Origin of the sequence: Enterobacter sp. Acro-832 (assembly GCF_011752745.1) — a bacterium.
GTDB classification, from domain to species: Bacteria; Pseudomonadota; Gammaproteobacteria; order Enterobacterales; family Enterobacteriaceae; genus Enterobacter; species Enterobacter quasiroggenkampii.
On the sequence record NZ_VWWX01000001.1, the window covers coordinates 1,150,273 to 1,175,306 of the forward strand.

A 25,034-nucleotide genomic window follows, 5' to 3' on the forward strand; every position below is an offset into this window, starting at 1 on the left:
GAGATGAAGAGTAAGGCGGGGAAATGCCACGCCCCCTCTACCTGATTATCAGGATTAAGGTGCGTTGGTTGACGTTAAACGCTTACGCATTATCGTGAGGATAATGTTGAGTGGTGAAGTTTGCCTGTGAGATCAGCTGCTTGTCAATGCATAAAAAAAGGGAGCCTTATGGCTCCCCTTCTGAATCAAACATAAAACTTATGCTTTCAGCTTACGCATGACCAGCGTGGCGTTGGTGCCGCCGAAACCGAAGCTGTTAGACATGACGGTAGTCAGCGTCGCTTCCGTTGGTTTGGTCACGATGTTCAGGCCAGCAGCCTGCTCGTCCATCTCTTCGATATTGATGCTTGGGGCGATAAAGCCGTTTTCCAGCATCAGCAGAGAGTAGATCGCTTCCTGAACGCCAGCCGCACCCAGAGAGTGACCGGTCATGGCTTTGGTCGCAGAGATCGCCGGGCTGTTGTCGCCGAAGACTTCGCGGATCGCACCCAGCTCTTTCACGTCGCCTACCGGCGTAGAGGTACCGTGAGAGTTCAGGTAGTCGATTGGGGTGTCAACGCCGTGCATCGCCATCTTCATGCAGCGCACCGCGCCTTCGCCGGATGGCGCAACCATGTCGGCGCCGTCAGACGTTGCACCGTAGCCCACGATCTCAGCATAGATGTGCGCACCACGTGCCAGGGCGTGCTCCAGCTCTTCAACCACAACCATACCGCCGCCGCCCGCGATGACGAAACCGTCACGGTGCGCATCGTAGGTACGGGAAGCTTTGTCCGGAGTCTCATTGTACTTGGTGGACAGTGCGCCCATCGCGTCGAATTCGCAGGCCATTTCCCAGCCCAGCTCTTCGCCGCCGCCAGCAAATACGATGTCCTGTTTACCCAGCTGGATCTGCTCAACAGCATTACCGATGCAGTGCGCGGAAGTCGCACACGCAGAGCTGATGGAGTAGTTCACACCGTGGATTTTGAACGGGGTCGCCAGGCATGCGGAAACCGCAGACCCCATGGCTTTAGTCACCACGTACGGACCTACCGCTTTCAGACCACGCGGGCTACGCATTGCGTCAGCACCAAATACCTGCGCTTTAGATGAGCCGCCGGAACCGGCGATCAAACCCACGCGCGGGTTGTTCTGATAAACCTCTTCGCTCAGGCCAGAATCTTTGATCGCTTCCTGCATGGAGAGATAAGCATAAATAGAGGCATCGTTCATGAAACGAACCACTTTGCGGTCAATCAAACCGGTGGTGTCCAGTTTGACGTTACCCCATACGTGGCTACGCATACCTGAATCTTTAAACTCTTCAGAGAAAGTGATCCCGGAGCGTCCTTCACGCAGAGATGCCAGGACTTCCTGCTGGTTATTACCGATGCTGGAAACAATGCCCAGGCCAGTAATCACTGCACGTTTCATTCAATACCTCTGTAAGTCGCACTATAGTAAGTTTCGAGTCGCACAATAGCGTACACTTGTACGCCGAACAAGTCCGATCAGACATTTTCTGCGGAAATTTGCACCGATGGACTCACATCGTTAAGATCGTGCCACTGCCTGTCAGACGAGTAACTTACGTGAAACAAAACGCTATACAACCCGCCAACCTCGAATTCAACGCTGAGGGTACACCTGTTTCCCGAGATTTTGATGATGTCTATTTTTCTAATGATAACGGACTCGAAGAAACTCGCTATGTTTTCCTCGACGGAAACCAGCTCAGCACCCGCTTCCCGGCGCACCCCCGGAGCCTGTTTGTGGTCGCGGAAAGTGGATTCGGCACCGGGCTGAATTTTTTAACCCTCTGGCAGGCGTTTAACCAGTTCCACGCTGCTCACCCCGAGGCTACGCTACAAAGATTACATTTCATCAGTTTCGAAAAATTCCCGCTCACCGCGCACGATCTGCGGCTTGCCCACCAGCGCTGGCCGGAGCTTGCGCCCTGGGCGGAGCAGCTTCAGGCGCAGTGGCCGCCCCACATCGGCGGCTGTTATCGTCTGATGCTGGACGGCGGACGCGTCACGCTGGACTTATGGCTCGGCGACATCAACGACCTGACCGACAGGCTCGATGATTCGATGAATCAGAAGGTCGACGCGTGGTTCCTGGACGGTTTTGCCCCTGCCAAAAACCCGGACATGTGGAGCCAGCATCTGTTTAACGCGATGGCGCGGCTGGCGCGCCCTGGGGCGACGCTTGCCACCTTCACCTCGGCGGGCTTTGTCCGCCGTGGGCTGCAGGAGGCGGGCTTTACCATGCAGAAGACCAAAGGCTTTGGCCGCAAGCGCGACATGCTGGTCGGCAGGATGGAGCAGACGCTGGACATCCCCGCTCAGACGCCCTGGTTTGCGCGCCGCGCCAGCGCATCGCGCGACGTGGCGATCGTTGGCGGCGGGATCGCCAGCGCCCTGCTCTCGCTCGCGCTTCTCCAGCGCGGCTGGCAGGTCACGCTCTACTGTGCTGACGACGCGCCCGCCAGCGGCGCGTCCGGCAACCGTCAGGGGGCGCTCTATCCGCTTTTAAGCGCGCACGACCCGGCCCTGTTCCAGTTTTTCCCGGCAGCGTTTACCTTCGCCCGTCGCCTGTATGACGCGCTTCCGGTGGCGTTCGACCATGACTGGTGCGGCGTCACGCAGCTTGGCTGGGATGAAAAGAGCCAGCAGAAGATCGCGCAGATGCTCTCTCTGGGCCTGCCCGAAGAGATTGCCCGCGCGGTGAGCGCGCAAGAGGTTAAAGACACCGCTGGCGTGGAAACCGGGTGTGGGGGCATTCAGTATCCGCTCGGCGGCTGGCTGTGCCCGGCTGAACTGACCGCGGCGGTCATTGCCCTGGCGCAGTCGCGAGGGCTGACGGTGCAGTATGGCCACAAGGTTGCATCGCTCACCCGGACAGAACGCTGGGATCTGCGTTTCGCTGATGGCAGGGAGGCGAGCCATGCCAGCGTTGTGCTGGCCAACGGGCATCACATCAGCCAGTTTATTCAGACAGCGACGTTGCCGGTTTATCCGGTCGGCGGCCAGGTGAGCCATATCCCGACCGCGCCTGCGCTCGGCAAACTGCGTCAGGTGCTGTGCTATGACGGCTATCTGACGCCGCAAAATCCCTCTAACGGCCATCACTGCATCGGGGCCAGCTATCATCGTGGCGAAACGGAGATGCACTACAGCGAGGCGGATCAGTTGCAGAACCGCCAGCGCCTGATTGACTGTTTCCCGGATGCAGCGTGGGCGAAAGAGGTCGACGTTAGCGAGGGTGACGCGCGCTGCGGCGTGCGCTGCGCCACCCGCGATCATCTGCCGATGGCAGGCAACGTGCCGGACTACGAGGCGACGCTTGCGGCCTATGAGGATCTGGCTGAACACCAGGAAACCGCGGTGGCCTCACCGGTCTATCCAGAGCTGTTTATGCTGGGGGGCCTAGGTTCCCGCGGGCTGTGCTCTGCCCCGCTGCTGGCCGAAGTGTTAGCCGCGCAGATGAGCGACGAGCCGATTCCGCTGGACAGGGTTACGCTTGCGGGCCTGAATCCGAATCGATTATGGATACGGAAACTGCTGAAGGGGAAGAAGGTTAAGTAGGGTGCGGTCTGGTGCCCTCACCCTAACCCTCTCCCACAGGGAGAGGGAAGAGAAGGCGGCGGCTTAGCGTTTAGCCTGCTGGAATAAATTGTCCCACATGCCCAGCACCAGAGACTGGTCGCGCGGAGAGAGTTCCCCGGCCTGAATGGCTTTCTCCAGACTGCGGGCCACTTCAGCGTGAACAGCGTCGGCAGAGTGATCGTCACCTGCTTCCAGCTCAGCTACCGCGAGCGTCAGGTGACCACGCAGATAACCGCTGGCGAACAGCTCATCATCGCTGGCGTGTTCCACCATGTCATCAATTAACGCCAGAATGCGTGATTCAAATTCTGCGATCATCTTCTTTCCTCTGTTAAAGATCTTCCGGCCAAGGGAAGCATTCCGCCGTGATCACCGGCGTGTGGTAATAATTCTGTAAGGCCTCAATCAGGCGCGCCGGACGTTCCGGGATGCCTTTCTCAAGATAGTCCATCACCTGCGCATGCACGCGGCGCTGGAAGACGATACGGTCTGGCTCGAAGTCGCCTTCGAGGTTGTCACAGCTCACGTTGAACGGGAAACCCGCCGCGACGCAGAATAGCCATTCCAGCGCCTGCGGCTTCACTTCCACATCCTCAAACTGGCCCTGCGTTGCGGCGTCACGCCCGTCCGGGCAGTACCAGTAACCAAAGTCCACCAGCTCGCGACGCGCTTTTCCGGCGATGCACCAGTGCGAAATTTCGTGCAAACCGCTGGCGTAAAAGCCGTGCGCAAAGACGATGCGGTTATACGGAACCTCTGCATCAGCAGGAAGATAGATCGGTTCGTCGTCGCCTTTAATCAGACGGGTATTAAAATCGTCAGCAAAACAGCCGTCAAAAATCTCAATCAGCTGTTCGTATTTATGCGTACTGTTCATTAATGCATCCCCAACCAGGTGAGGATCTCCTGTCCATGGCTGTCATAAAGAAGTTTGGCGCTCATTACGGCCGAGACGATGACGATCATCGGTCGAATCAGCTTTTGTCCTTTGCTTAACACCAGACGCGAACCCGCGCGTGCGCCCAGGAACTGCCCTGCCATCATGACGAATCCGGTTGCCCAGATGACCTTGCCGCCAATGATAAACAGCAGCAGACCGCCAAGGTTCGACGTCGCATTGAGCACTTTGGCATGAGCGGTCGACTTGGCGAGGTTAAACCCGGCCAGCGTCACGAACGCCAGCGCGTAAAACGAGCCCGCCCCCGGGCCGAAGAAACCGTCGTAAAAACCGACGCAGCCCCCGGCAATCAGGGCAAACGGCAGACCGTGCAGACGACGCTGGCGGTCTTCCTCGCCGAGCTTCGGCATCAGCAGAAAATAAAGCCCGATGCAGATGACCAGAACCGGCAGGATCTGGCGCAAAATATCCGACTGCACGTGCTGAACCAGCAGCGCGCCCGACGTGGAACCGATAAAGGTCATCAGGATATTGAGCTTCTGGTCGGCCAGGCTCACCACCTTGCGGCGGATAAAATAGAGCGACGCCGAGAGCGAGCCGCCGCAGGCCTGCAGCTTGTTGGTGGCAAGCGCCTGCGCCGGGCTCATGCCTGCCGCCAGCAGCGCGGGTACGGTTAATAACCCGCCGCCGCCCGCAAGGGCATCAATAAAACCGGCCAGCATGGCCACGAAGAACAGCACCACCAGCAGCAGCGGTGACACCATAAACAGATCGACGAAATTATCCATTAAAGTACATGCTCATCCAGTAGCGCCTGGCAGGAAGGCGGCAACGGAGGCGGTGTCTTCTTCTCAGGCTTAGAGGTTCCAGGTTTTGCCGGTTCAAACCAGCTTTGCAGTTCCGCACCGCAGCCATCGCCTGGCGGCGGGAGCGGCTGATCTTCACATTCCAGGCTGTTCGCCGGGCAACGCAGGCGAACGTGCATGTGCGCGCGATGCTGGAACCACGGGCGCACTTTGCGCAGCCAGTCGCGGTCCGTTCCGGCATCCAGGCAGAGCTGCTGCTTGATGGCCGGGTTGACGAAAATCCGCGTGACGTCGTTATCTTCTGCCGCCAGCTTGATCATGCTGGAGACCTCCCGCGTCCACAGGGACGGCACAACGCGCTTGCCGTCGCTCGCCACCAGATCCAGCGCCTGCGGCTTCAGCAACTGGGCAGACGTCCAGCGCGCTTTCGGCAGCTGCAGGAAGATATCCACATCCAGCCCGGTCTGATGACTGGCGTGTCCACCGTTAAAACGACCGCCAGCAGGCATCCCCATATCACCGATCAGCATCGTGCCCAGCCCCAGGTTATGCACCTGGTTGCCAAGACGCTGAATAAACAGCACCAGATCCGGGTGGCCAAAGTAGCGACGCTGGTCGGTACGCATCACCTGATAGGTGTCTGATTGCAGCGGAAGTTCCTGCGCGCCGACGATACAGCCGTTGGAAAAGGCGCCGATGGACTGCGCGCTCCCCGCCACCGGGTGGGTGATTTTTTGCCATGGCGTCGCGGCCAGACTGGCTCCACTGGCCAACAGCGCCAGCAGAGCAATTGCGGTTTTTTTCATGTTTACCAGCGTGGAATGGTGGTCGTCACATCCGCATTCTGCGCGCGCTGGCGCAGGAAGTGATCCATCAGCACGATCGCCAGCATCGCTTCTGCGATCGGCACCGCGCGGATCCCCACGCACGGATCGTGACGTCCTTTGGTGATCATCTCAACTTCTTCGCCATCGCGGTTAATCGTGTGGCCCGGCACGGTAATGCTGGAGGTTGGCTTCAGCGCGATGTTGGCAATAATCTGCTGCCCGCTGCTGATACCGCCCAGAATGCCGCCCGCGTGGTTGCTCTGGAAGCCCGCCTTCGTGATCTCGTCACGGTTCTGGCTGCCGCGCAGGGATACCACGTCAAAACCGTCGCCAATCTCAACGCCCTTCACCGCGTTGATGCTCATCAGCGCGTGGGCGATGTCGGCGTCGAGACGGTCAAATACCGGCTCGCCCCAGCCTGGCGGGACGCCGTCGGCCACCACGGTCACTTTCGCCCCGATGGAGTCACCCTCTTTTTTCAGGCCCCGCATCAGTTCGTCCAGCGCGTCCAGCTTGTCGGCATCAGCACAGAAGAACGGGTTTTGCTCGACCAGATCCCAGTCTTTGATCGCCAGCGGAATGTCGCCCATCTGGGTCAGACAACCGCGGATAACGATGCCAAATTTCTGCTGCAGGTATTTTTTGGCAATGGCACCAGCCGCCACGCGCATCGCAGTTTCACGCGCAGAAGAACGTCCGCCGCCGCGATAGTCGCGGAAGCCGTACTTTTGTTCGTAGGTATAGTCGGCATGGCCCGGACGGAACACGTCTTTGATGGCGCCGTAGTCCTGGGAGCGCTGATCGGTGTTTTCAATCAGCAGACCAATGCTGGTACCTGTAGTGCGTCCTTCAAAGACGCCGGAGAGAATTTTGACCTGGTCCGGCTCGCGACGCTGCGTGGTGTAGCGAGAGGTGCCCGGACGACGACGGTCGAGGTCGTGCTGCAAATCGGCTTCGGTCAGTTCGATGCCTGGCGGTACGCCATCAACGATACAGCCCAGCGCCAGCCCGTGCGACTCGCCAAAGGTGGTCACGCGGAATACCTGTCCAATACTGTTTCCTGCCATCACGGCTCCGATGTTGTTGTTTGTGTTTGAGCGTTGTGAAACGGGCCGAAGCCCGCTGGATTAATCTTTATAGATGCTGAAGTGTTCGCGCGCGTCGAGCAGCTGCGCTTTGGTCAGCATAAAGACGCCGTCACCGCCGTTGTCGAACTCAAGCCAGGTGAACGGCACATCCGGGTACTGCTCTATCAGATGTACCATGCTGTTGCCCACTTCACAAATCAGAACGCCGTCGTCGGTCAGATAATCCGGCGCGCAGGCCAGAATGCGGCGGGTCAGCTTCAGGCCGTCAGATCCTGACGCCAGACCCAGCTCCGGCTCGTGACGGTATTCGTTCGGCAGATCGGACATGTCTTCCGCATCGACGTACGGCGGGTTAGTGACGATCAGATCGTACTGCAGCGTCGGCAGATCGCGGAACAGATCGGAGCGAATTGGTGTGACGTGATGGATAAGTCCGTGCTCTTCAATGTTGTGCTCGGTCACGGCCAGCGCGTCGGTGGAGATATCGACGGCATCGACCTCCGCTTCCGGGAAGGCATAAGCGCAGGCAATGGCGATACAGCCGCTGCCGGTACACATATCCAGGATGTGCTGCGGCTGATGGCCGATCAGGCCTTCAAAGTGATTGTTAATCAGCTCACCAATCGGCGAGCGCGGCACCAGCACGCGTTCATCGACATAGAACTCGTGACCGCAGAACCAGGCTTTGTTGGTCAGGTAGGCGACCGGGATGCGTTCGTTGACGCGGCGGATCACGCGCTCAACGATGCGGTGTTTTTCGCTGGAGGTCAGGCGCGCGGTGCGCATGTCTTCCGGAATATCCAGCGGCAGATAGAGTGACGGCAGCACCAGCTGCACGGCCTCATCCCACGGGTTGTCGGTACCGTGTCCGTACCAGATATTGGCGGCGCTGAAGCGGCTAACCGACCAGCGCAACATGTCCTGTATGGTATGCAGCTCATTTACTGCTTCATCGACAAATATTTTATCCACTCTTTCCTCCAGGGCATGCTCGCATAATTTTCGGCGGCTAGTTTGCCATGAAGACGGCGATAAATCAGCAATGACGCGTACCGCTTGAGGTTAAAAAATGCGTTTAGTCGGGTACACTATCGGAAATACGAGATGAGAATGACGAATGAAAAAGAAAACATCGCTCAGCGAGGAGGATCAGGCGCTCTTCCGCCAGCTAATGACCGGGACGCGGAAAATCGCGCAGGACACGATTGTTCATCGCCCGCAGCGTAAAAAAATCAGCGAAGTCCCGGTCAAACGGCTGCTGCAGGAGCAGGCGGATAACAGCCACTATTTTTCAGATGAATTTCAGCCGCTGCTCAATACGCAAGGTGCTGTGAAGTACGTGCGTGAAGACGTCAGCCATTTTGAACTGAAAAAGTTACGTCGCGGAGATTATTCGCCGGAGCTGTTTCTCGATCTGCATGGTTTAACGCAGATGCAGGCAAAACAGGAGCTGGGGGCATTGATCGCCGCCTGTCGCCGCGAACATGTTTTTTGCGCCTGCGTGATGCACGGCCACGGTAAGCATATCCTCAAGCAGCAGACGCCGCTGTGGCTGGCTCAGCATCCACACGTGATGGCGTTTCATCAGGCACCCAAAGAGTACGGCGGAGATGCCGCATTGCTGGTGTTGATTGAAGTGGAAGAGTGGCAGCCGCCAGAATTACCCTGACAGGACGGCGGGAGGCCTGTTTTGCGCCCCCGCACAATCACACGTCACGTCAGATGGCTTTTGCCATCCTCAGGTTGCACGGACTCATTTGCCAGTTAAAGACACCTTTACCCGTTTCGTCCAGAGACACATTGGCAATGGCGGATGTCGTGAACATCGGCGGCGTTTCGCCCGGGCACAGCTCAGATACCAGATAGCCAACCAGTGGCAGGTGGGAAATGACCAGCGCGGACGCAACACCTTCATTGCACAGCGCCTGAAGATAGGCACTGACAAGGCCTACATCGCCACAGGGGGTGAGTTCAGGAAGAACATCCACGCTGGCAGGCAGGTTCATGCACTCCCCTACCACCTCCAGCGTCTGTTCAGCACGCAGGAACGGACTCACCAGAACACGTTCGATGTCCACTTTTTGACCTTTAAGCCAGGTCGCCATCTGACGAGATTCGTCGCAGCCACACACGGTCAAAGGACGTACTGAGTCACTGGCGGCATCGAGTGCCGCGTCGCCGTGACGCATGATAAAAACTTGCATATTGCACCGCTTTTGTTAACCAGAATCACCGGCGTTAACTACCCGCGATAAATGCTGAGAGGTAGAAAACCCGATGGCCGGGCATTGTGCCTGATCCATTCGGTGAATGAAACGCTGTTTTTTACCTCAATGGCGTAAGTATAGTCAATCTCTGTTTACAAAATCGCCAGAACAGGTTCATTCACTTCAGGATTTACCCTTCTTTGACCTCAGCTTACGAGGACAGTTTCCCTTGCAGGCCAAAATGTCTGGCCCCGTTCCGCCATCTGCAATAATTCGTCACACGGTGTAAAGCGTGGACCATATTGCGAAGCCAGACGTTGCAGGATAGCAACCACTTCACCCGCGCCGAGCGTATCCATGTAACGGAACGGGCCGCCAAGGAACGGCGGGAAACCAATGCCAAATACCGCGCCAATGTCGCCATCGCGCGCGCTTTTGATTACCTGTTCACCGAAGCAGCGCGCCGCTTCATTGAGCATCATCATCACGCAGCGTTCAGCGCACTGAACGGCGGACAGTTTTCCCTGACCGGTGGTCGAAATAAGCCCATAAACCGAAGGGTCGACCTGTTTCTTGCTTTTACGCCCTTTCGCGTCGTAAAGATAGAAACCGCGTTCATTTTTTCTGCCTTTGCGATCGTCCTTCAAAATTGCAGAAACAATGTTTGCAGGCGGGCTAAAACGATCGCCATAAGCCGCCTCCAGTACAGGTATAATTTTAGTGCCGGTGTCTATTCCCACCTCATCCAAAAGTTGGATTGGGCCCACGGGGAAACCAAACTTTACCAGCGCCTCGTCGACGTGCTCGATCTTCTCACCTTCCGTCAGCAGCCGCATGGCTTCATTAATGTAGGGCGCCAGAATGCGGTTGACGTAGAAGCCGGCTTTGTCTGCGACCACGATCGGCGTTTTACCCTGCTTCTTCGCAAGTTTGACTACCGTGGCGATGGTTTGCGGGCTGGTGGTCGCATGTGGAATAACTTCCACCAGCGGCATTTTTTCTACCGGGCTAAAGAAGTGCAGTCCGATCACCTGATCCGGACGCGCGGCTTTTGCTGCGATATCGCTAATCGGTAATGACGACGTGTTAGAGGCAAAAATGGTGTGCGGGGCGCAATGCTGCTCAACGTCTGCCACCATCTGCTGCTTAAGCGTCAGATCCTCAAACACGGCTTCAATCACCAGATCGCGGTGCGCAAAACCGCTGTAATCCGTCGTACCGGAGATCATCGCCAGGGTTTTATCACGTTCGCTTGCCTTGATATGGCGGCGCTTGACCTTTTGATCAAGGTTCTGCCAGCTGTACTGCAGCGCGTGGTTGATTCCCTTAGGGTTAATGTCTTTGATGCGTACAGGCAATTTGCCTTTGCTTGCGGTAACAAAAGCGATACCGCCGCCCATAAGCCCCCCACCCAGCACGCCAATGGCACGCAGCGGCGCAGGCGATGCCTCGCTTCCCGGGTCTTTTTTCACCTCAGTGCTGGCGAAGAAGATGCTGCGCAGCGCCTGTGACTGGGGCGTCATCGCCAGTTCGCCAAAGGCTTTGGCCTCCGCGGCATAGCCGCTGCTGCTGCCCTGCGATAGCCCGGTTTCGATCACGTCCAGGATCCGCTTTGCTGCCGGGTAATTGCCTTTGGTCTTTTGTTCGGTCTTTTTGCCCACCATGTTGAACAGGATCGTTCTGCCCAGCGGGCCGGCCAGCACGCGCTCGCGAACCGGCAGAGGACGTCTTGCCTGACGCCCTTTCAGCGCAAGCTCAACGGCGGCCTCCAGCAAAATGGACTGCGGCACGACGTCATCGACCAGACCGGCTTTCAGCGCCTGACGGGCACGCAGCTGTTTACCGGTTAAGATCATCTCCAGCGCCGTGCTGACGCCCACCAGGCGCGGCAGACGTTGCGTTCCGCCGGAGCCAGGCAGCAGCCCCAGCTGCACTTCCGGCAGGCCCAGAATGGTTTTCGGATCGTCGGTACATATACGGCTATGGCAGGCCAGCGCCAGCTCCAGCCCACCGCCCAGACACGCCCCGTGGATCGCGGCGATAACCGGGATCGGCAGGCTGTTGATCTCCGCCATCACCTGCTGGCCCTGACGCGCCAGCTCTTCGGCCTCCAGCGCGCTTTGCGCCCGGGCGATCATGTTAATATCCGCCCCGGCTATAAAGTTGTCGGGTTTGGCAGAGATAAACACCAGACCGCGAATGGCTTTGTTGTCGCGGATCTGCTTTAGCATCGCGCGCACCTGAACGCCAAATTCGGCCTTCAGGGTATTCATCTTTTCATCAGGCACATCAATAGTGATAACGGCCACGTTATCGAGGCGAACCGTCAGATTAAATGCAGATGGCATATCCATTATTCAGCCTCCAGAACCATTGCTGCGCCAAGGCCGCCCGCCGCACAGGCGGTTACAAGGCCAAACCCGCCGCCACGGCGACGGAGTTCATGTAATGTTTGCGTGATCATTCGCGCGCCGGTGGCGGCAAACGGATGACCGTAGGCGATAGAGCCGCCCAGCACGTTGAATTTACTCTGATCCACTTCGCCTGTGGCATGGGCGCGGCCCAGCACATCGCGTGCGAAACGCTCGCTTGCCAGCAGCTGGACGTTTGCCAGGGTTTGTGCGGCAAACGCTTCGTGCATATCAATCAGGGTTAAATCAGCCAGCGTCAGCCCCGCGCGATCCAGCGCCAGCGGCGTTGACCACGCCGGACCTAACAGCATGTCCTGCCAGACGTCAATGGCGGTGAAGGCGTAGCTGCGTAAATAGCCCAGGGGAGTAATGCCCAGCTCCTTCGCACGAGATTCGGTCATCAGGATCACGGCGGCAGCCCCGTCCGTCAGCGGCGTACTGTTCGCCGCCGTCACGGTGCCGTGCTTGCGGTCAAACGCCGGGCGCAGTTTGGCGTAATCCGCCAGCGTTGAGGTGCCGCGAATATTGTTATCTTCCGCAAGCGGTTCGCGATAGGGCGGAATGTAGGCGGTCATGACCTCGTCGGTCAGCTTGCCTTCCGACCAGGCTTTTGCCGCAAGCTGATGCGAGCGATGCGCCAGCGCATCCTGCTGTTCACGGGTAATGCCGTAGGTTTTCGCCATCTGCTCGGCGGTATCGCCCATGCGCAGGCCGGTGGAATATTCCGCTACGGCAGGGGGAACAGGCATCAGATCGCGCAGACGTAAACGCGAGAAGAGTTTGAGCTTCTGACCCGTCGTGCGGGCTTTGTTGGCATCGACCAGGATACGCGCCAGCTTTTTACTGACCCCAATCGGCAGTACCGAAGAGGAGTCCGCTCCACCCGCTATCCCGGCGCGAATGGTACCCGCCATCAGACTTTCGGCGACGTTCGCCACGGCCTGGAAACTGGTTGCGCAGGCGCGGCTGACGCTGTAGGCGTCGGTATGAACATTCATCCCGGTACCGAGGACGATTTCCCGCGCGATGTTGGGGGCTTCAGGCATCTGCACGACCTGGCCAAAAACCAGCTGTTCGATGACCTCCGGCGGAATTTCGCTGCGAGCCAGCATCTCCCCCACTACCATTTTCCCCAGGTCGACGGCCGGTATGCCATGAAACGCCGTTGCCTGACGCGCAAATGGCGTGCGCAATCCACTGACGATGGCAATGCGATCGCCCTGACGGGTAATAAGCGGTAATGCCTGACTCATAACACTCCCCTGTAAAAATAATTTTCGTAAACGCAAAGTGGTCTGACCTGATAATAGTCTTAACCATTTTTTTACATTCAGCCAATCGGGGAAACGAAAAAATGCGAGCTAAAACACAGAGAAGAAAAAGAAAATGCCCCTGCATGGCAGGGGCATTTGTGCGGTATGTTGTCGGGTGCGCAAGGTAAAAGCAAAACGGTAACCCGTAGGTTACCGTTTTTAATGTTTGCGCCCTCTCCCGTGGGAGAGGGTCGGGGTGAGGGCATCAGGCCGCAGAAATTAACGCAGACCCAGCTGGAAAATCAGCGTTTCTGCTTCGCAGGCGAAAACAAAGTCGATGTCCAGCTTCACGCCGCCTTCCACTTCGGTAAAGGTCGACTTAATTTCACACGGATCGGATTCAACATCACGCGCACGCTTGCTCAGCGCGGCCAGGGTCTCTTCCGCTTCGGCGCGGTTGGTGAACACACGGCTGTAAGACGCGGTGCAATCGGTGTTGTCCATGATGGTCCCAACATCCATACAGCAGCAAACCGGGGTTTCATCAGCACTGCATTTACTCATAGCTCAATTTCCTCTGTATTCGCGCAACGCGCGAGATAAACACGATGCTGCTATTTTACGCCCCGGCTCGGGCTCTCTCCAGCCGTTAATGGCGCAAAATCGGATAAGTGACCAATATCACACTAAAAAATGATCTAAAACAAAAACCACCCTTTTGGGTGAGTCGCGATGGTCACAATTTTGCCAACCAGATCTCGTTTCACGAAACATGTTTGAAAATATTAATAAACAAACTTGCAACATTCAGGCTGGTCGGACCTATACTCTGGCCACTGGTCTGATTTGTCTGTCATACCTCAGACCCTACACTTCGCGCTCCTGTTACGGTATGTAACAATTATTGAATAAAAATAACTCAATGAGGTTATGGTCATGAGCCAGAAAACCCTGTTCAACAAGACTGCGCTGGCAGTCGCAGTGGCACTCGTCTCCACTTCCGCATGGTCAGCGGGCTTTCAGTTAAACGAATTTTCTTCCTCTGGCCTTGGCCGCGCGTATTCGGGGGAAGGTGCGATTGCGGATGATGCGGGTAACGCGAGTCGTAACCCTGCATTGATCATGATGTTTGATCGTCCGACCTTCTCTGCTGGTGCGGTTTATATCGATCCTGATGTCAACATTTCAGGCAAGTCGCCTTTCACTGGTGCGAGTCTTAAAGCGGACAATATTGCCCCAACAGCATGGGTCCCTAACCTGCACTTCGTTGCACCTATCAATGAACAGTTTGGCTGGGGAGCATCCGTAACCTCTAACTACGGCCTTGCTACCGAGTTCAATAGCAACTATCCGGCTGGTGAATACGGCGGTAAAACAGACCTTACTACGCTGAACCTGAACCTGAGCGGTGCTTATCGCCTGAACGATAACTGGAGCTTTGGTCTGGGCTTTGATGCCGTCTACGCCGATGCCAAAATTGAACGTTACTCCGGAGAGCAAACTGCTCGCCTGCCAAAAAACAGCAATAAAATTGCCAGTCTTGAAGGTGATGAGTGGGGCTATGGCTGGAACGCCGGTATCCTGTACGAGCTGGACAAAAACAACCGTTGGGGCCTGACCTATCGTTCCGAAGTGAAAATTGACTTCGACGGCGATTACAAGAGCGGCATCCTGAAGCCGGTGAACAACCTGGTTCCTGGTGCGGGTACCACTATTCCTTGGGGAACGTCAAACCAGACCGTTCCAGGTTCACTGTCACTGCATTTGCCAGAAATGTGGGAAGTGTCCGGTTACAACCGCGTTGCACCTCAATGGGCGATCCACTATAGCCTGGCCTATACCAGCTGGAGCCAGTTCCAGGAGCTGAAAGCGACCGGAACCAATGGTCAAACGCTGTTCTATAAGGACGAAAGCTTCCACGACGCCTATCGTATTGCGTTGGGTACCACCTACTACTACGATAAAAACTGGACTTTCCGCTCCGGTATCGCATTTGACGACAGCCCGGTTCCGGCAGACAAGCGTTCTATTTCCATTCCGGATCAGGACCGCTTCTGGTTAAGTGCTGGCGCGACATATGCGTTCAACGAGAATGCATCCATCGATGCGGGCGTTTCTTATATGCACGGCCAGAAAGTCACGTTCCAGGAAGGCCCTTACGAGTTTACCTCTGAAGGTAAAGCCTGGCTGTTCGGTACGAACTTCAACTACGCGTTCTAATCGTACTGGAATCAAAAAAGGTGAGCATTGCTCACCTTTTTTATTTACTCGGAATCGATATCTTTTAGTTCGTTTTCGATAGCCTTCGCGTTTGGATTTTCTTCCGGCTTCAGCTTACCGCCGTTGGCAATAAAGTCATGATTCTGGAAGTACGCTTCACGCACCATAATGTACGGGTCAGAAGACTGGCGCAGCAGACCGTCAGAGTCGAGCAGTTGCGCACGGGTTTCAATCCCTTCCACCGTCCATTTACCTACCGACAGCGGCCAGGTCAGCCACGACAGAACCGGATACAGCGTATCGACCATATCACCGCCATCATCACGCACGGTGAAGCTGCCATAGAACGGCAGATGAACGTAAGGGCCATAGCCGACACCATAATGCCCCAGCGTACTACCAAAACGGTGCGGCTGTTCACGCTGCAGTTTCGGGTTCGCCATGCCAGCGACGTCAATAAAGCCGCCCATCCCCAGAATGGAGTTCAGGAAGAAGCGGGTAAAGTGCACCATCCCCTGATACGGGTCGCCCTGCAGGAAGTAGTTCACCATTACCGCAGGCTCTTCGAGGTTGCTGGTAAAGTTACTTAACCCGTTACGCGCGGGTTGTGGAACATAATCGCGCCATGCCACTGCCACCGGGCGAACCACATACGGGTCCAGCACGTTGTAGTTGAAGCTATACATGGAGCGGTTAAATCCTTCGAGAGGATCGGAGCGTCCCGTTTGCTCCCCGGAGCTGGCGCAGCCCACAAGCATCGTCGCGCCCAGCGCAAGCGCCGACAGCCGAAGTTTCATAAATATCTCCCTGTTCAGTATGGCTATCGTTGATTGCCATCCGTAACGGAGCCGTTGACGCTCCGTCTGTAAACGTGCAAGCGATTGTAACAGCACGTTTACCGATGTCTATGAGCACAATTACGGGCAGTAACCACCGTGACTCTGATCTCAGCATAGCCTGGCTTTTGGAATTCGTTTCGCTGGCAATTTTATAATGTCTTTGAAAGAGATGTATCACCTTTGTTGTCATTGCCGCCAATTTAAGAGCATCCCCACAGGCATCCCGACAAAAGCCGCTACGCTTAACAGAAAGATCAACCTCCGGGAGCAGATATGAAAGAAGTGGGCGAAGAAAAAATTGGCGAGAGCAATGAGGAAATTGAAATTGAAAGTGAGGAGAAAGCGCGCGGCGAGAAAATAGAAATTGATGAAGATCGCCTGCCTTCCCGCGCGATGGCCATCCACGAGCATATCCGTCAGGACGGTGAAAAAGAGATGGAGCGCGATGCCATGGCCCTCTTCTGGTCAGCTATCGCCGCTGGGCTCTCAATGGGCGCATCTCTGCTCGCCAAAGGGATATTTCATGTTCAGCTGGAAGGCGTACCCGGCGGATTTTTACTCGAGAATCTCGGCTATACCTTCGGCTTTGTGATTGTCATTATGGCCCGCCAGCAGCTGTTTACCGAGAACACGGTGACTGCCGTTCTGCCGGTAATGCAAAACCCTACCCTCGGCAACTTCGGTTTATTGATGCGTCTGTGGAGCGTCGTCCTGCTGGGTAATATCATCGGCACAGGCATCGCGGCTTGGGCGTTTGAATACATGCCGATCTTTGATGAACCCACCCGGGACGCGTTTGTAAAAATCGGCATGGATGTGATGAAAAACACGCCGGTGGAGATGTTCTCGAATGCCATCATCTCCGGCTGGATCATCGCCACAATGGTCTGGATGTTTCCTTCAGCAGGGAGCGCCAAAATTGTGGTGATTATATTGATGACCTGGCTGATTGCGCTAGCTGATACCACGCATATCGTGGTCGGTACCGTTGAAATACTGTATCTGGTCTTTAACGGTACGCTTCACTGGAGCGATTTTTTCTGGCCGTTCGCCCTACCGACGCTGGCGGGTAACATCTGCGGCGGAACGTTTATCTTCGCGCTGTTAAGCCATGCCCAAATCCGTAACGACATGTCGAACAAACGCAAAGCTGAGCTTAAGGCACGGGAAAATGATGATAAATCGACAAAAAAATCGTCCTGAATGGTGACTCTTTGAGCAGTCAGGCGGCGATGCGCTTAACGCATAGTGTAAATAAGGCTATACTCGTGCCGCCTCGTCCCCTTAGTTAAATGGATATAACGAGCCCCTCCTAAGGGCTAGTTGCAGGTTCGATTCCTGCAGGGGACACTTTGACCTCTACGCGTTGTTGAACACATTCGCCTGTCCACCGCAGAATTCACTGCGAAGAAGAATCCCGTTTTATTTGAGCGTAACGCGTTGCCAGCTGTTTAAGACGCAACTCCAGTTGGGTCTTTTCAGCTTCAGGAAGCACACCTCCTGCTGGATGCTGTGACAGGCGTCTGAGTTGTTCTTCAGCCGGTATTGTTTGGTTAAATGACTGTATAGTCGAAAAAACCACCGATTTAAGCTCACTCACCGTGATATATTTTCCCTTCTGCTCATCCAGACTACTCAGCCGATGGCTCAGTTGCTGTAGCTTCATCATTCCCTGATACCAGCTGTTCATGGCCTCAGCAGGCAACGCTGCCGCGTTAAATTTTTGCTGCCACTGCACGGCAAGCGGCTTTGCCTCCTCCGGCCGCACCGTCTGGAGTTGCGCTAACAGCTCAAGGCTGTAGGAAATATTCCAGTCAGGGGGCAGCTTATCCAGTCGGGCAAGCTGCTGCTGCGTTTCTCTAATAAACGTGGACGGTAAAGTGCCTCGCTGTGCTAACGCCTCTTGCTGAGCAGGTGTAAGTACTTCAGGTAACGGCGCCAGCGAGGCAACAACCTGAGTCGTTAAGGGATCGGGTCTGGACAGAAAGCCCCCACCCCACGCCGCGGCGAGGCTGACCACCAGCATAGAACACATCCCGGCGACAAAAGGCTTCCATGGTCTGACCGCCCCGTGCGCTGTCGTAAGACCCTCTGCATCAGGCTGATTTTCCGGCTGCACAACATAGACCCATTTCACGTCGTCAACCGGTTCTGCCCTTTCCTGAGGTAATTCGCAACCGGGCATCATGCGTGCATTCAGATCTGATGCGTCATTACTGCTTTCCAGCCGTTCAGCATTCGAACGTATCATTGCTCGTAACGTATCGAACTGGCTTAGGTGTTTCAGTTCAAGACGCTGGAGCACCGCACTCAGCCGGGTAAGCAACGTTTCAGCACTGTAAAGCTCACTTAGATGGCTGTTGTTGAGTGGAAGCATACGCATGCGCTGCTGCAGTCGCTGGCTCAGGCCGGTAAGGATCTCCAGACGAGTATGTAACGTCTTCGGCCAGAAAACGTCCCACTGATGGCTAATCAGGGCCTCCAGAATCGCCAGCCCTTCGTTCAGGCCAGCCAATCCAGACAGGTGGGTCCGGGCAAGGGTGTACCAGGCCGCAGTCTGCAACTCCACACCGTTTTGTTCAAACAGAGAGAGGCAGCGTTTTTCGACATATTGCCAGTTTACATCCGGGCGAGCAGGATGCGTCAGCTTGCTGAGTTCATCGCGGAGAGCAGCGTAATCTGGCAGCGTGCGCGGGTCGCCGCCGGTTTTAATTTTACGTGGGATGATATCATTCATGACCATATATCCATTTGATGTGGCTTGAACCAGACGAAATTAACGTTTATGCGGCTTCGTTTTCTGCGTATTCGAGACTCTGCAGATACTGTAGCGCCACCGGGTCAGCAATATATTCAACCTGCCCGTGGTGACGCTCTACCTCATCGATAATTCGACTAAGCTCTACCCGGAAAAACTCCTTGCGCAGATTAATTCGGTTAATCCGGTAGCGTTCCAGATGGTCATGTAACGTCTTTTCAAGCGCAGGGGCGTCATCGCAGGAAATCATGGCATGGACGTCAAAATCAAACGGCACGGCTGCTCCGCTCAGTTCTTTCACGCGCTCCATAGGCTCCAGTCGTCGGGTCATACCGATTTTAAATACGTTTTCACCGAAGGAGCCAATATTCGAAATCACATATACGTGTCCCTGCTTCGTGAGCTGGGCCATGGATTTGGCGCGTTCATACTGTTGATGCACGTCCTGGATTTTCTGCTCCAGCTCCAGACGCTGTCTTTCCAGCTCTTCCCGGTGCGCACCTTCAGCGGCGAGCAGAGCTTCTTTCAGTAAACGCTGCTGCTCAGCAAGGCGTTGCTCCTCCTCTTCCGCTTCGCGCTGCTGCTGCTCCAGTTCATCCTGACGCTGTTTCTCTTCCCGCATCTGACGCTTGAGCTCAGCCTGATATTCTTTTTCTTCCTGCGCTTTTTCCAGCAGAGCTACCTTATTCAGAAACTGCTGTTTTACGCCTTCCCAGTCGGCATTATCTTCCAGTTCCAGAAAGGTGATTTTCTCGCTTATAGCAGCATAAGCGTCTCTCTCTTTTCTGAGCTGGTCGTACTTGCTTTGCCAGTTATTTACCGTGGTGCCGGAAAGCAGAGTTTTGACTTTGAATTTATACGCGGAGTCCACAATACGCTGTAGTGCCCGGGAGGCTTTATTTCTGGCATTGTGAAAGTCATCCCACTGACCTGAAAGCTCTTTCTTTTCCTGATACAGGCCACGAGCCACTTCAGTACTAACCGTTTCGTCAAAGGCCTTCGCTTTCTGGGCCAGATCCGACATGGCCAGCTCGAGTTCTGCTGTTTTCTTCCGGAAACCCCGGTAAATGAAAACCCGGATTATCAACGCAACGGCTATCAGTAAACCAAAGAACAGACCGATGATTCCGGCCGGATTCGACACAGATTCAATAAATCGCTCATTAATATTGATTAATGCTCTTACCGAAACATAAACTCCCCAAGCAATGATACCAATAATAACCAGAATAATACTCGCAGCATTGTCATCTTTTTTTCTTCGTGCCATATTTTATTTCTTTCCTTTCTTCTTTTAATCCTGACTATTTAATCTTTACAACGGGCAGGGAATCTTTGCCATATCCGATTAATACTGATTCCCTAAACAAATCGGTAAATGGGTATATCCGGGCTTACTGGCCATATAGAGGGGCGCGCATGTGGGCTGTCGGGGTTGAGTACTGACCGGTTCGTCGTTCTCTTCAACACGTTGCGGGTCCTGCTTTTTCGCCGTTGTCACTTTTTTCGTCTTAGTTTTGCGGGTGGAAGTGGACGGTCTTACCGGATTGCTGGTTTCTGAAGAACCATACCCGGAACAGGATCGTTTTGACTGACTCAGACTCCCGTCATTACAGACAAAGCGTCCATCCGATGTGCAGTGCGCTATACCCCCCTTTGAACCGGAACAGGGCTGCCTTCCACGCGCAGCATCAGCCTGTGCTGTAAAAAAAATTCCTGAAACCAGAAGGAAGATTAATTTTCTCATTTCCATATCCGTAATTTATTTCGTAATTTTGTGGCTCTGTTCTCCGTCAGCTATTAACTGTTTCGCCAGGTAATTATGCAATCACTGACAGGCAAAAAAATATATAGCTATTGCTCATTCCGGTTGCACTATGGAAGGAGCACCAGAATCAAACCAAAAAAAGTGCTCTCATCAAAACCCTGCCCTGGGCGGGATAAAACACCAGGCGGAATAAAGGTCCAGTTGTTCACCATTCCTGACCGCATGAATAAACGTCCCTGTGAAGTCGTATATCTCCCATCATGGAAGGTCGCCTCCACGCACCCGGTCACACCCTGACCATAAAGGAACGCCGGCACAAATTTTACAGACCGGTCGTCGATACGCAGAACGAGGGCGGTAATCTCAAAAGTCCCGTTCTCCACCAGCAGATCCGTAGCGGATGTACTGTACGCCTCCACGCTTAGTCCGGTACCTTCCAGCCACACGTCCATCTGCTCCTTAAGTTGCGTCATTCGCAGGCAAAACTCAGCTATATCGGCCTGACTCTTACTGACAGATGAAGCCGGAGCAGACTGTCTGGTCTGCAATTTATCAAGAAACTGTGATTTTACTGACATGATGCTCTCTGGCCTTACAGACGGGTTGCAGTATCGATATACTGCTGTTGCTTAAGATGGCGTAACATTACTCGCCCCTCCGGCATAAACTCAGTGCCATAGCGCACCAGACCAACACCGCTAAGTTCTGCATCTATGGCGTAGCGCAGCTCACCAGGAATTTCCTGATCAAGCAGTAGCACCTCAATAGACTTCAGGCGCGGCTCATATTTCAGCAAGACCGCAGACAGCGTCGACATCAGCTTATGCGCGGTGCCGGGAAGTCCCTGCAGAATGGTGGTCATATCTGGCAGACCATAGTCTGGCAGATGTGCCAGAGTACCGGCGCGACAGTTAAGGATCCGCTGCATGTTGTCCAGAACCGACAAAATGACCTGATTTTCTTCACTGACCTGCTGAAGGTCGAGATCACCGACAAAATTGCCATAAAGCATCTCGCACAGAGAGGGGGGATTTTTATTCAAGGGTCACTTCCTTCATAATTACGATTAAGCTCAATCTAGTCAACATTAACATTGCTTTAGTTATTTCATGAATTATAAAGAGTCAAACTGCTCAAGGTAATTCGAATGCAACGATAACACGATGGTAATACAATTAATCATCGCTCCTGCACTACTTAATAAAATCAACAAATTTCTTTCTTCATCACGATATGAACAACCATCTCAATTACGATTATCAAGTTTGCTTTTTAGCTGTACTTGAGTTTTTTAAGGGGGAAATCCAAGAGCAAAGTTATTCCATAATTGAATAGTAACTATAATCTACCGAGGCCACTACGCATGCGAAGCATTATTTTCTTCATACCACACACCATCTGTATCCTGGCAATGACGGGATATCAAGTAATAAGCGTTAAAGAATGGATAAAGATGAATGACCCAAGGGTCAATGACGGTTACAGGTTACACCTCAGGTTTTTCCAGTGAACGAATCACCAGGAAATCCTGAGAGATGCCAACATCATTTCCAGTTGCTTGTCTGTTATGAATAAACCAGGCATACATATCAGAGGGCGCATTATCTTCGGGGAAAGGCTGAGGTTGACCAAGATAAGCTGCATGGGCATAATCGAGAAAACGTCTCGCTCGCCTCAATGCAGGCCTGTAGATATCAGGCACGATGTGGATACGCTTATCATTGGGATTGTTTTCCATACTGTTCTTCATTCTTATTGCGGCATCATGGACATCGTCCAGCCAACCCCAATTTTTGTGCAACACATCAAGTTCATTCTGGTAGTGTCTTGAAGTTTCTTTTGCCTGTGGTGAAATCCCCAATAACCCGGCAGAAGCACCGGCGGAGGCTAAAATATCGCCACGTTGTTTTTCATACTTCATGCATTCGCAGCGATATTGATAATATTGTTGCCCAAGCCACTCAATATAGCTGTCCAGATGACGGTTCTGCGCTCCGATACTGACGGCGTTAAAAGGCACCGCTTGCTGATACAGCTTTGTCCATTGAGTGACAGACTTGTTCTTAACCTTGTCCTGCATGATAAAATAGTTTGCAACTGTTTCAGATTGAGCCCGCAAATTTTGAAAATCAGGAAAAGGAACACCAGCCATCGTCGCGGCCCGGTACATCCGGTGAAGGGCTACCCGGCAAAGTTCTGCACTCGGTTTTTGTTCATTTGGCTTCAGGCCTCCCCCTACGTCCTCTGCACAGCCGGGTAATAACTCTTCCTTATGTTTATTATTACTTCCACCAAGACAATAGACGCTACGCCATGGCCGGTTTTCATGGGCGGCGACCAGATGCAGTGCATTTTTAACCGTATCCGGCAATGCCGATTCCTGATCAACAGACTTATCACCCATCAGCACGCTAATCCCTTTTATTGGCCCACCTGCGGTTGCCACAAACCAGTCGACGCGATTGTTATTACTGGCAGGGGTATGGCGAGCACAATCAAATAAACCTGTAAAAACAATCTCTACGGGGATCCCCTGGTAAGTATGTTTATCACCCTGTTTCTGACAAATATCATCAATCAACATATCAATGAATTTACGTGCCAGAGTTGCACCGACATCGTATCCAAAGAATGAGATAGATATTAGTTTGATCGGTACAGGGCTATTGGTTTTGGTTCTTTCAAAGAAACGCTCAAAACGTAATTTTGCCGAATTTATTCGCGTATCAACACCGGTAACTAACATATCTGCAATGACGGGATTATCACGCAACCAGGGGGTTGCCTCGATACCTGATTTATTTGCGGCGTTTTTAGCTACATCTCCTGCCAGCGTTTTCCACTCCGAAGGGCTTATCAGTTTTTTCCCTGAGTCCTTTAAAACCTCCCACCAGTTACCACTTTTCAAATAATCCAGGCCAGCATCCTTCGCTATTTCTTTTGGCTGATCTTTTAAATCATCCAATGCAGAGCTCTGTGCACTGTCCATAATGGTATGCAGTTTCTCAGTGAGATCTTCCTGAAATGGTGTACCAAGACCTGATAGATAAAATTTTGAATAGCTTGTTGAGGAGGTCTCTAAATTTTTATCAGGAAACGCTCTGAATAAACGAGCCACATTACTAAGACGTGCCTCTATAGCATCCTGGTCTATATTTCGGTGAATACCATCAAAAAAGAAACCGACATGCCATGTCCGCGAACAATTTCCTAACCCGGCATCATCAGCCTGCTGTGCACGACTGGCAGCAGCAATAATACTTTCGATATCCATCAATTTTGCCCCTGCTTTACAGTCTTATCTGGAATATCAGGACGTTTTTCATAAGGCGACCAGGCATTATCGCTCCAGCCCAGCAACACCTTATCCCCGGGCAAAAAGTGAACGTGCAAATCATTCTCTCCCCACTTTCTTTCTGGCATTGGCATCACAACCCGACGTTTTTCAAGACGCATACCTTTGAGATACTGCTCATGAGTAATATCAAGGGTCCATATTACCTCCGCTGTTTTCCCGCTGATGCTGCCGCAACAGGTTGCGCCACCACCACCATGGGCAAAAGCGTTTGAGCCTGCCACTCCGTTAACACTGAATCCCAGAATCGGCCTGTCCATTTCACTGTGAATAATTAACGTCACGCCCCCGGTCGGTGGCCCCCAGATAGATGCCCAGATTAACCAGCCACCATATGCCAGAGCCACAGCCAATAAACTGCCCCAGATCCATTTCCCCCAGCGGGCATAGCCACGATTTACAGCGTTATCAACTTTGTCGTAAGTCTTAAAAAATCCCATTTTTATTTCCCTGACTCACCCGTTATTTAATATTTTCTGGCCGCTTTTCATAAGGCGACCAGGCATTATCGCTCCAGCCCAGTAACACCTTATCCCCGGGCAGAAAGTGAACATGCAAATCATTCTCTCCCCACTTTCGTTCAGGCAAAGGCATCACAACACGGCGAGTTTCTTTGCGAAGTCCTGCATCATACTGAGCCCGCGTGGTGCTTAATGTCCATATAACTTCCGCTGTTTTCCCACTGATGCTGCCGCAACAAGTAGCTGCACCACCGCCACCTGAAAAAGGATTTTCTTTATATGCAGACGCATTTGGTCCCGCCACTCCGTTAACACTGAATCCCAAAATAGGTCTGTCAATTTCACTGTGAATAATTAACGTCACGCCCCCGGTCGGCGGTCCCCAGACTACGGCCCAGATTAACCAGCCACCGTATGCCAGAACCACTGCCAATAAACTGCCCCAAATCCATTTACCCCAGCGGGCATAGCCACGATTGACGGCGTTATTAACTTTGTCGTAAGTCTTAAAAAATCCCATTTTTATTTCCCTGATTGAAGCAACTACCAT

Annotated in this window: 23 protein-coding genes and 1 tRNA gene; 5 read left to right on the forward strand and 19 right to left on the reverse strand. The window is 53.8% G+C overall.

Going from position 1 to position 25,034, the window contains the following annotated elements:
• Positions 1 to 198: 198 nt before the first annotated feature.
• Positions 199 to 1,416: a beta-ketoacyl-ACP synthase I gene (gene fabB / locus F3J31_RS05280; RefSeq protein ID WP_014832795.1), complete on the reverse strand. Its 1,218-nt coding sequence runs from the start codon at positions 1,414 to 1,416 to the stop codon at positions 199 to 201.
• 158 nt (positions 1,417 to 1,574) lie between these two features.
• On the opposite strand from fabB, the gene mnmC reads away from it, so the two are divergent.
• Positions 1,575 to 3,572, forward strand: coding sequence for a bifunctional tRNA (5-methylaminomethyl-2-thiouridine)(34)-methyltransferase MnmD/FAD-dependent 5-carboxymethylaminomethyl-2-thiouridine(34) oxidoreductase MnmC (gene mnmC, locus F3J31_RS05285; RefSeq protein WP_167211726.1), 1,998 nt, complete (start codon positions 1,575 to 1,577; stop codon positions 3,570 to 3,572).
• Positions 3,573 to 3,635: 63 nt separating this feature from the next.
• Here mnmC and F3J31_RS05290 read toward each other — a convergent pair whose 3' ends face one another.
• The 6 genes from F3J31_RS05290 to prmB are packed head-to-tail and all read right to left on the reverse strand — an operon-like array spanning position 3,636 to position 8,184.
• On the reverse strand, positions 3,636 to 3,911 hold the full coding sequence (locus F3J31_RS05290; protein ID WP_167211729.1) for a YfcL family protein: 276 nt from the start codon (positions 3,909 to 3,911) through the stop codon (positions 3,636 to 3,638).
• Positions 3,912 to 3,924: 13 nt separating this feature from the next.
• A complete protein-coding gene (locus F3J31_RS05295) occupies positions 3,925 to 4,470 on the reverse strand; it encodes an elongation factor P hydroxylase (RefSeq protein ID WP_048029666.1) in 546 nt (181 codons plus the stop codon).
• Positions 4,470 to 5,279 carry a sulfite exporter TauE/SafE family protein gene (locus F3J31_RS05300; protein ID WP_045908744.1) on the reverse strand — a complete coding sequence of 270 codons (810 nt, stop codon included), beginning with the start codon at positions 5,277 to 5,279 and terminating at the stop codon, positions 4,470 to 4,472. The genes F3J31_RS05295 and F3J31_RS05300 overlap by 1 nt, the downstream gene beginning before the upstream one ends.
• A complete protein-coding gene (gene mepA, locus F3J31_RS05305) occupies positions 5,279 to 6,103 on the reverse strand; it encodes a penicillin-insensitive murein endopeptidase (protein WP_023336439.1) in 825 nt (274 codons plus the stop codon). The genes F3J31_RS05300 and mepA overlap by 1 nt, the downstream gene beginning before the upstream one ends.
• A 2-nt stretch (positions 6,104 to 6,105) precedes the next feature.
• Positions 6,106 to 7,191 carry a chorismate synthase gene (gene aroC, locus F3J31_RS05310; protein ID WP_045908745.1) on the reverse strand — a complete coding sequence of 362 codons (1,086 nt, stop codon included), beginning with the start codon at positions 7,189 to 7,191 and terminating at the stop codon, positions 6,106 to 6,108.
• Positions 7,192 to 7,251: 60 nt separating this feature from the next.
• A complete protein-coding gene (gene prmB / locus F3J31_RS05315) occupies positions 7,252 to 8,184 on the reverse strand; it encodes a 50S ribosomal protein L3 N(5)-glutamine methyltransferase (RefSeq protein WP_008502612.1) in 933 nt (310 codons plus the stop codon).
• 145 nt (positions 8,185 to 8,329) lie between these two features.
• Here prmB and smrB point away from each other — a divergent pair, with 145 nt between their 5' ends.
• Positions 8,330 to 8,881 (forward strand): endonuclease SmrB, encoded by a 552-nt coding sequence (smrB, locus tag F3J31_RS05320; protein ID WP_008502613.1) that lies wholly within the window; start codon positions 8,330 to 8,332, stop codon positions 8,879 to 8,881.
• Between the two features lie 49 nt (positions 8,882 to 8,930).
• On the opposite strand, the gene sixA is transcribed toward smrB, so the two are convergent.
• The 4 genes from sixA to F3J31_RS05340 all read right to left on the reverse strand — a co-directional run bounded on the left by sixA (position 8,931) and on the right by F3J31_RS05340 (position 13,647).
• Positions 8,931 to 9,416 (reverse strand): phosphohistidine phosphatase SixA, encoded by a 486-nt coding sequence (gene sixA / locus F3J31_RS05325; protein ID WP_032623034.1) that lies wholly within the window; start codon positions 9,414 to 9,416, stop codon positions 8,931 to 8,933.
• A 209-nt stretch (positions 9,417 to 9,625) separates the two neighbouring features.
• The gene (fadJ, locus tag F3J31_RS05330; RefSeq protein WP_167211732.1) at positions 9,626 to 11,773 is read right to left on the reverse strand and encodes a fatty acid oxidation complex subunit alpha FadJ; all 2,148 of its coding nucleotides are present in this window, start codon (positions 11,771 to 11,773) and stop codon (positions 9,626 to 9,628) included.
• Positions 11,773 to 13,083, reverse strand: coding sequence for an acetyl-CoA C-acyltransferase FadI (fadI, locus tag F3J31_RS05335; protein ID WP_021241580.1), 1,311 nt, complete (start codon positions 13,081 to 13,083; stop codon positions 11,773 to 11,775). The genes fadJ and fadI overlap by 1 nt, the downstream gene beginning before the upstream one ends.
• A gap of 279 nt (positions 13,084 to 13,362) precedes the next feature.
• A complete protein-coding gene (locus tag F3J31_RS05340) occupies positions 13,363 to 13,647 on the reverse strand; it encodes a YfcZ/YiiS family protein (RefSeq protein WP_023336445.1) in 285 nt (94 codons plus the stop codon).
• Between the two features lie 372 nt (positions 13,648 to 14,019).
• On the opposite strand from F3J31_RS05340, the gene fadL reads away from it, so the two are divergent.
• Positions 14,020 to 15,303 carry a long-chain fatty acid transporter FadL gene (gene fadL / locus F3J31_RS05345; RefSeq protein WP_045908748.1) on the forward strand — a complete coding sequence of 428 codons (1,284 nt, stop codon included), beginning with the start codon at positions 14,020 to 14,022 and terminating at the stop codon, positions 15,301 to 15,303.
• A gap of 44 nt (positions 15,304 to 15,347) precedes the next feature.
• Here the strand turns inward: fadL and mlaA are convergent, their stop codons facing one another.
• On the reverse strand, positions 15,348 to 16,100 hold the full coding sequence (gene mlaA / locus F3J31_RS05350; RefSeq protein WP_023336447.1) for a phospholipid-binding lipoprotein MlaA: 753 nt from the start codon (positions 16,098 to 16,100) through the stop codon (positions 15,348 to 15,350).
• Between the two features lie 315 nt (positions 16,101 to 16,415).
• Between mlaA and F3J31_RS05355 the strand changes: the two genes are divergently transcribed.
• Positions 16,416 to 17,345 carry a formate/nitrite transporter family protein gene (locus tag F3J31_RS05355; RefSeq protein ID WP_045908749.1) on the forward strand — a complete coding sequence of 310 codons (930 nt, stop codon included), beginning with the start codon at positions 16,416 to 16,418 and terminating at the stop codon, positions 17,343 to 17,345.
• A gap of 75 nt (positions 17,346 to 17,420) precedes the next feature.
• A tRNA-Arg gene (locus tag F3J31_RS05360) sits at positions 17,421 to 17,492 on the forward strand.
• A gap of 49 nt (positions 17,493 to 17,541) precedes the next feature.
• On the opposite strand, the gene F3J31_RS05365 is transcribed toward F3J31_RS05360, so the two are convergent.
• The 7 genes from F3J31_RS05365 to F3J31_RS05400 all read right to left on the reverse strand — a co-directional run bounded on the left by F3J31_RS05365 (position 17,542) and on the right by F3J31_RS05400 (position 25,004).
• Entirely contained in the window at positions 17,542 to 18,879 is a 1,338-nt protein-coding gene (locus tag F3J31_RS05365) for a VasL domain-containing protein (protein ID WP_167211735.1), read from the reverse strand.
• A 46-nt stretch (positions 18,880 to 18,925) separates the two neighbouring features.
• On the reverse strand, positions 18,926 to 20,170 hold the full coding sequence (locus F3J31_RS05370; RefSeq protein WP_167211738.1) for a GIY-YIG nuclease family protein: 1,245 nt from the start codon (positions 20,168 to 20,170) through the stop codon (positions 18,926 to 18,928).
• A 605-nt stretch (positions 20,171 to 20,775) separates the two neighbouring features.
• On the reverse strand, positions 20,776 to 21,246 hold the full coding sequence (locus F3J31_RS05380) for a hypothetical protein (protein WP_167211744.1): 471 nt from the start codon (positions 21,244 to 21,246) through the stop codon (positions 20,776 to 20,778).
• Between the two features lie 14 nt (positions 21,247 to 21,260).
• On the reverse strand, positions 21,261 to 21,710 hold the full coding sequence (gene tssE, locus F3J31_RS05385; protein ID WP_167211747.1) for a type VI secretion system baseplate subunit TssE: 450 nt from the start codon (positions 21,708 to 21,710) through the stop codon (positions 21,261 to 21,263).
• A 444-nt stretch (positions 21,711 to 22,154) separates the two neighbouring features.
• Entirely contained in the window at positions 22,155 to 23,942 is a 1,788-nt protein-coding gene (locus F3J31_RS05390; RefSeq protein WP_167211750.1) for a DUF2235 domain-containing protein, read from the reverse strand.
• Positions 23,942 to 24,463 carry a DUF3304 domain-containing protein gene (locus F3J31_RS05395; protein ID WP_167211753.1) on the reverse strand — a complete coding sequence of 174 codons (522 nt, stop codon included), beginning with the start codon at positions 24,461 to 24,463 and terminating at the stop codon, positions 23,942 to 23,944. The genes F3J31_RS05390 and F3J31_RS05395 overlap by 1 nt, the downstream gene beginning before the upstream one ends.
• A gap of 22 nt (positions 24,464 to 24,485) precedes the next feature.
• Positions 24,486 to 25,004 (reverse strand): DUF3304 domain-containing protein, encoded by a 519-nt coding sequence (locus F3J31_RS05400; RefSeq protein ID WP_167211756.1) that lies wholly within the window; start codon positions 25,002 to 25,004, stop codon positions 24,486 to 24,488.
• Between the last annotated feature and the right edge of the window lie 30 nt (positions 25,005 to 25,034).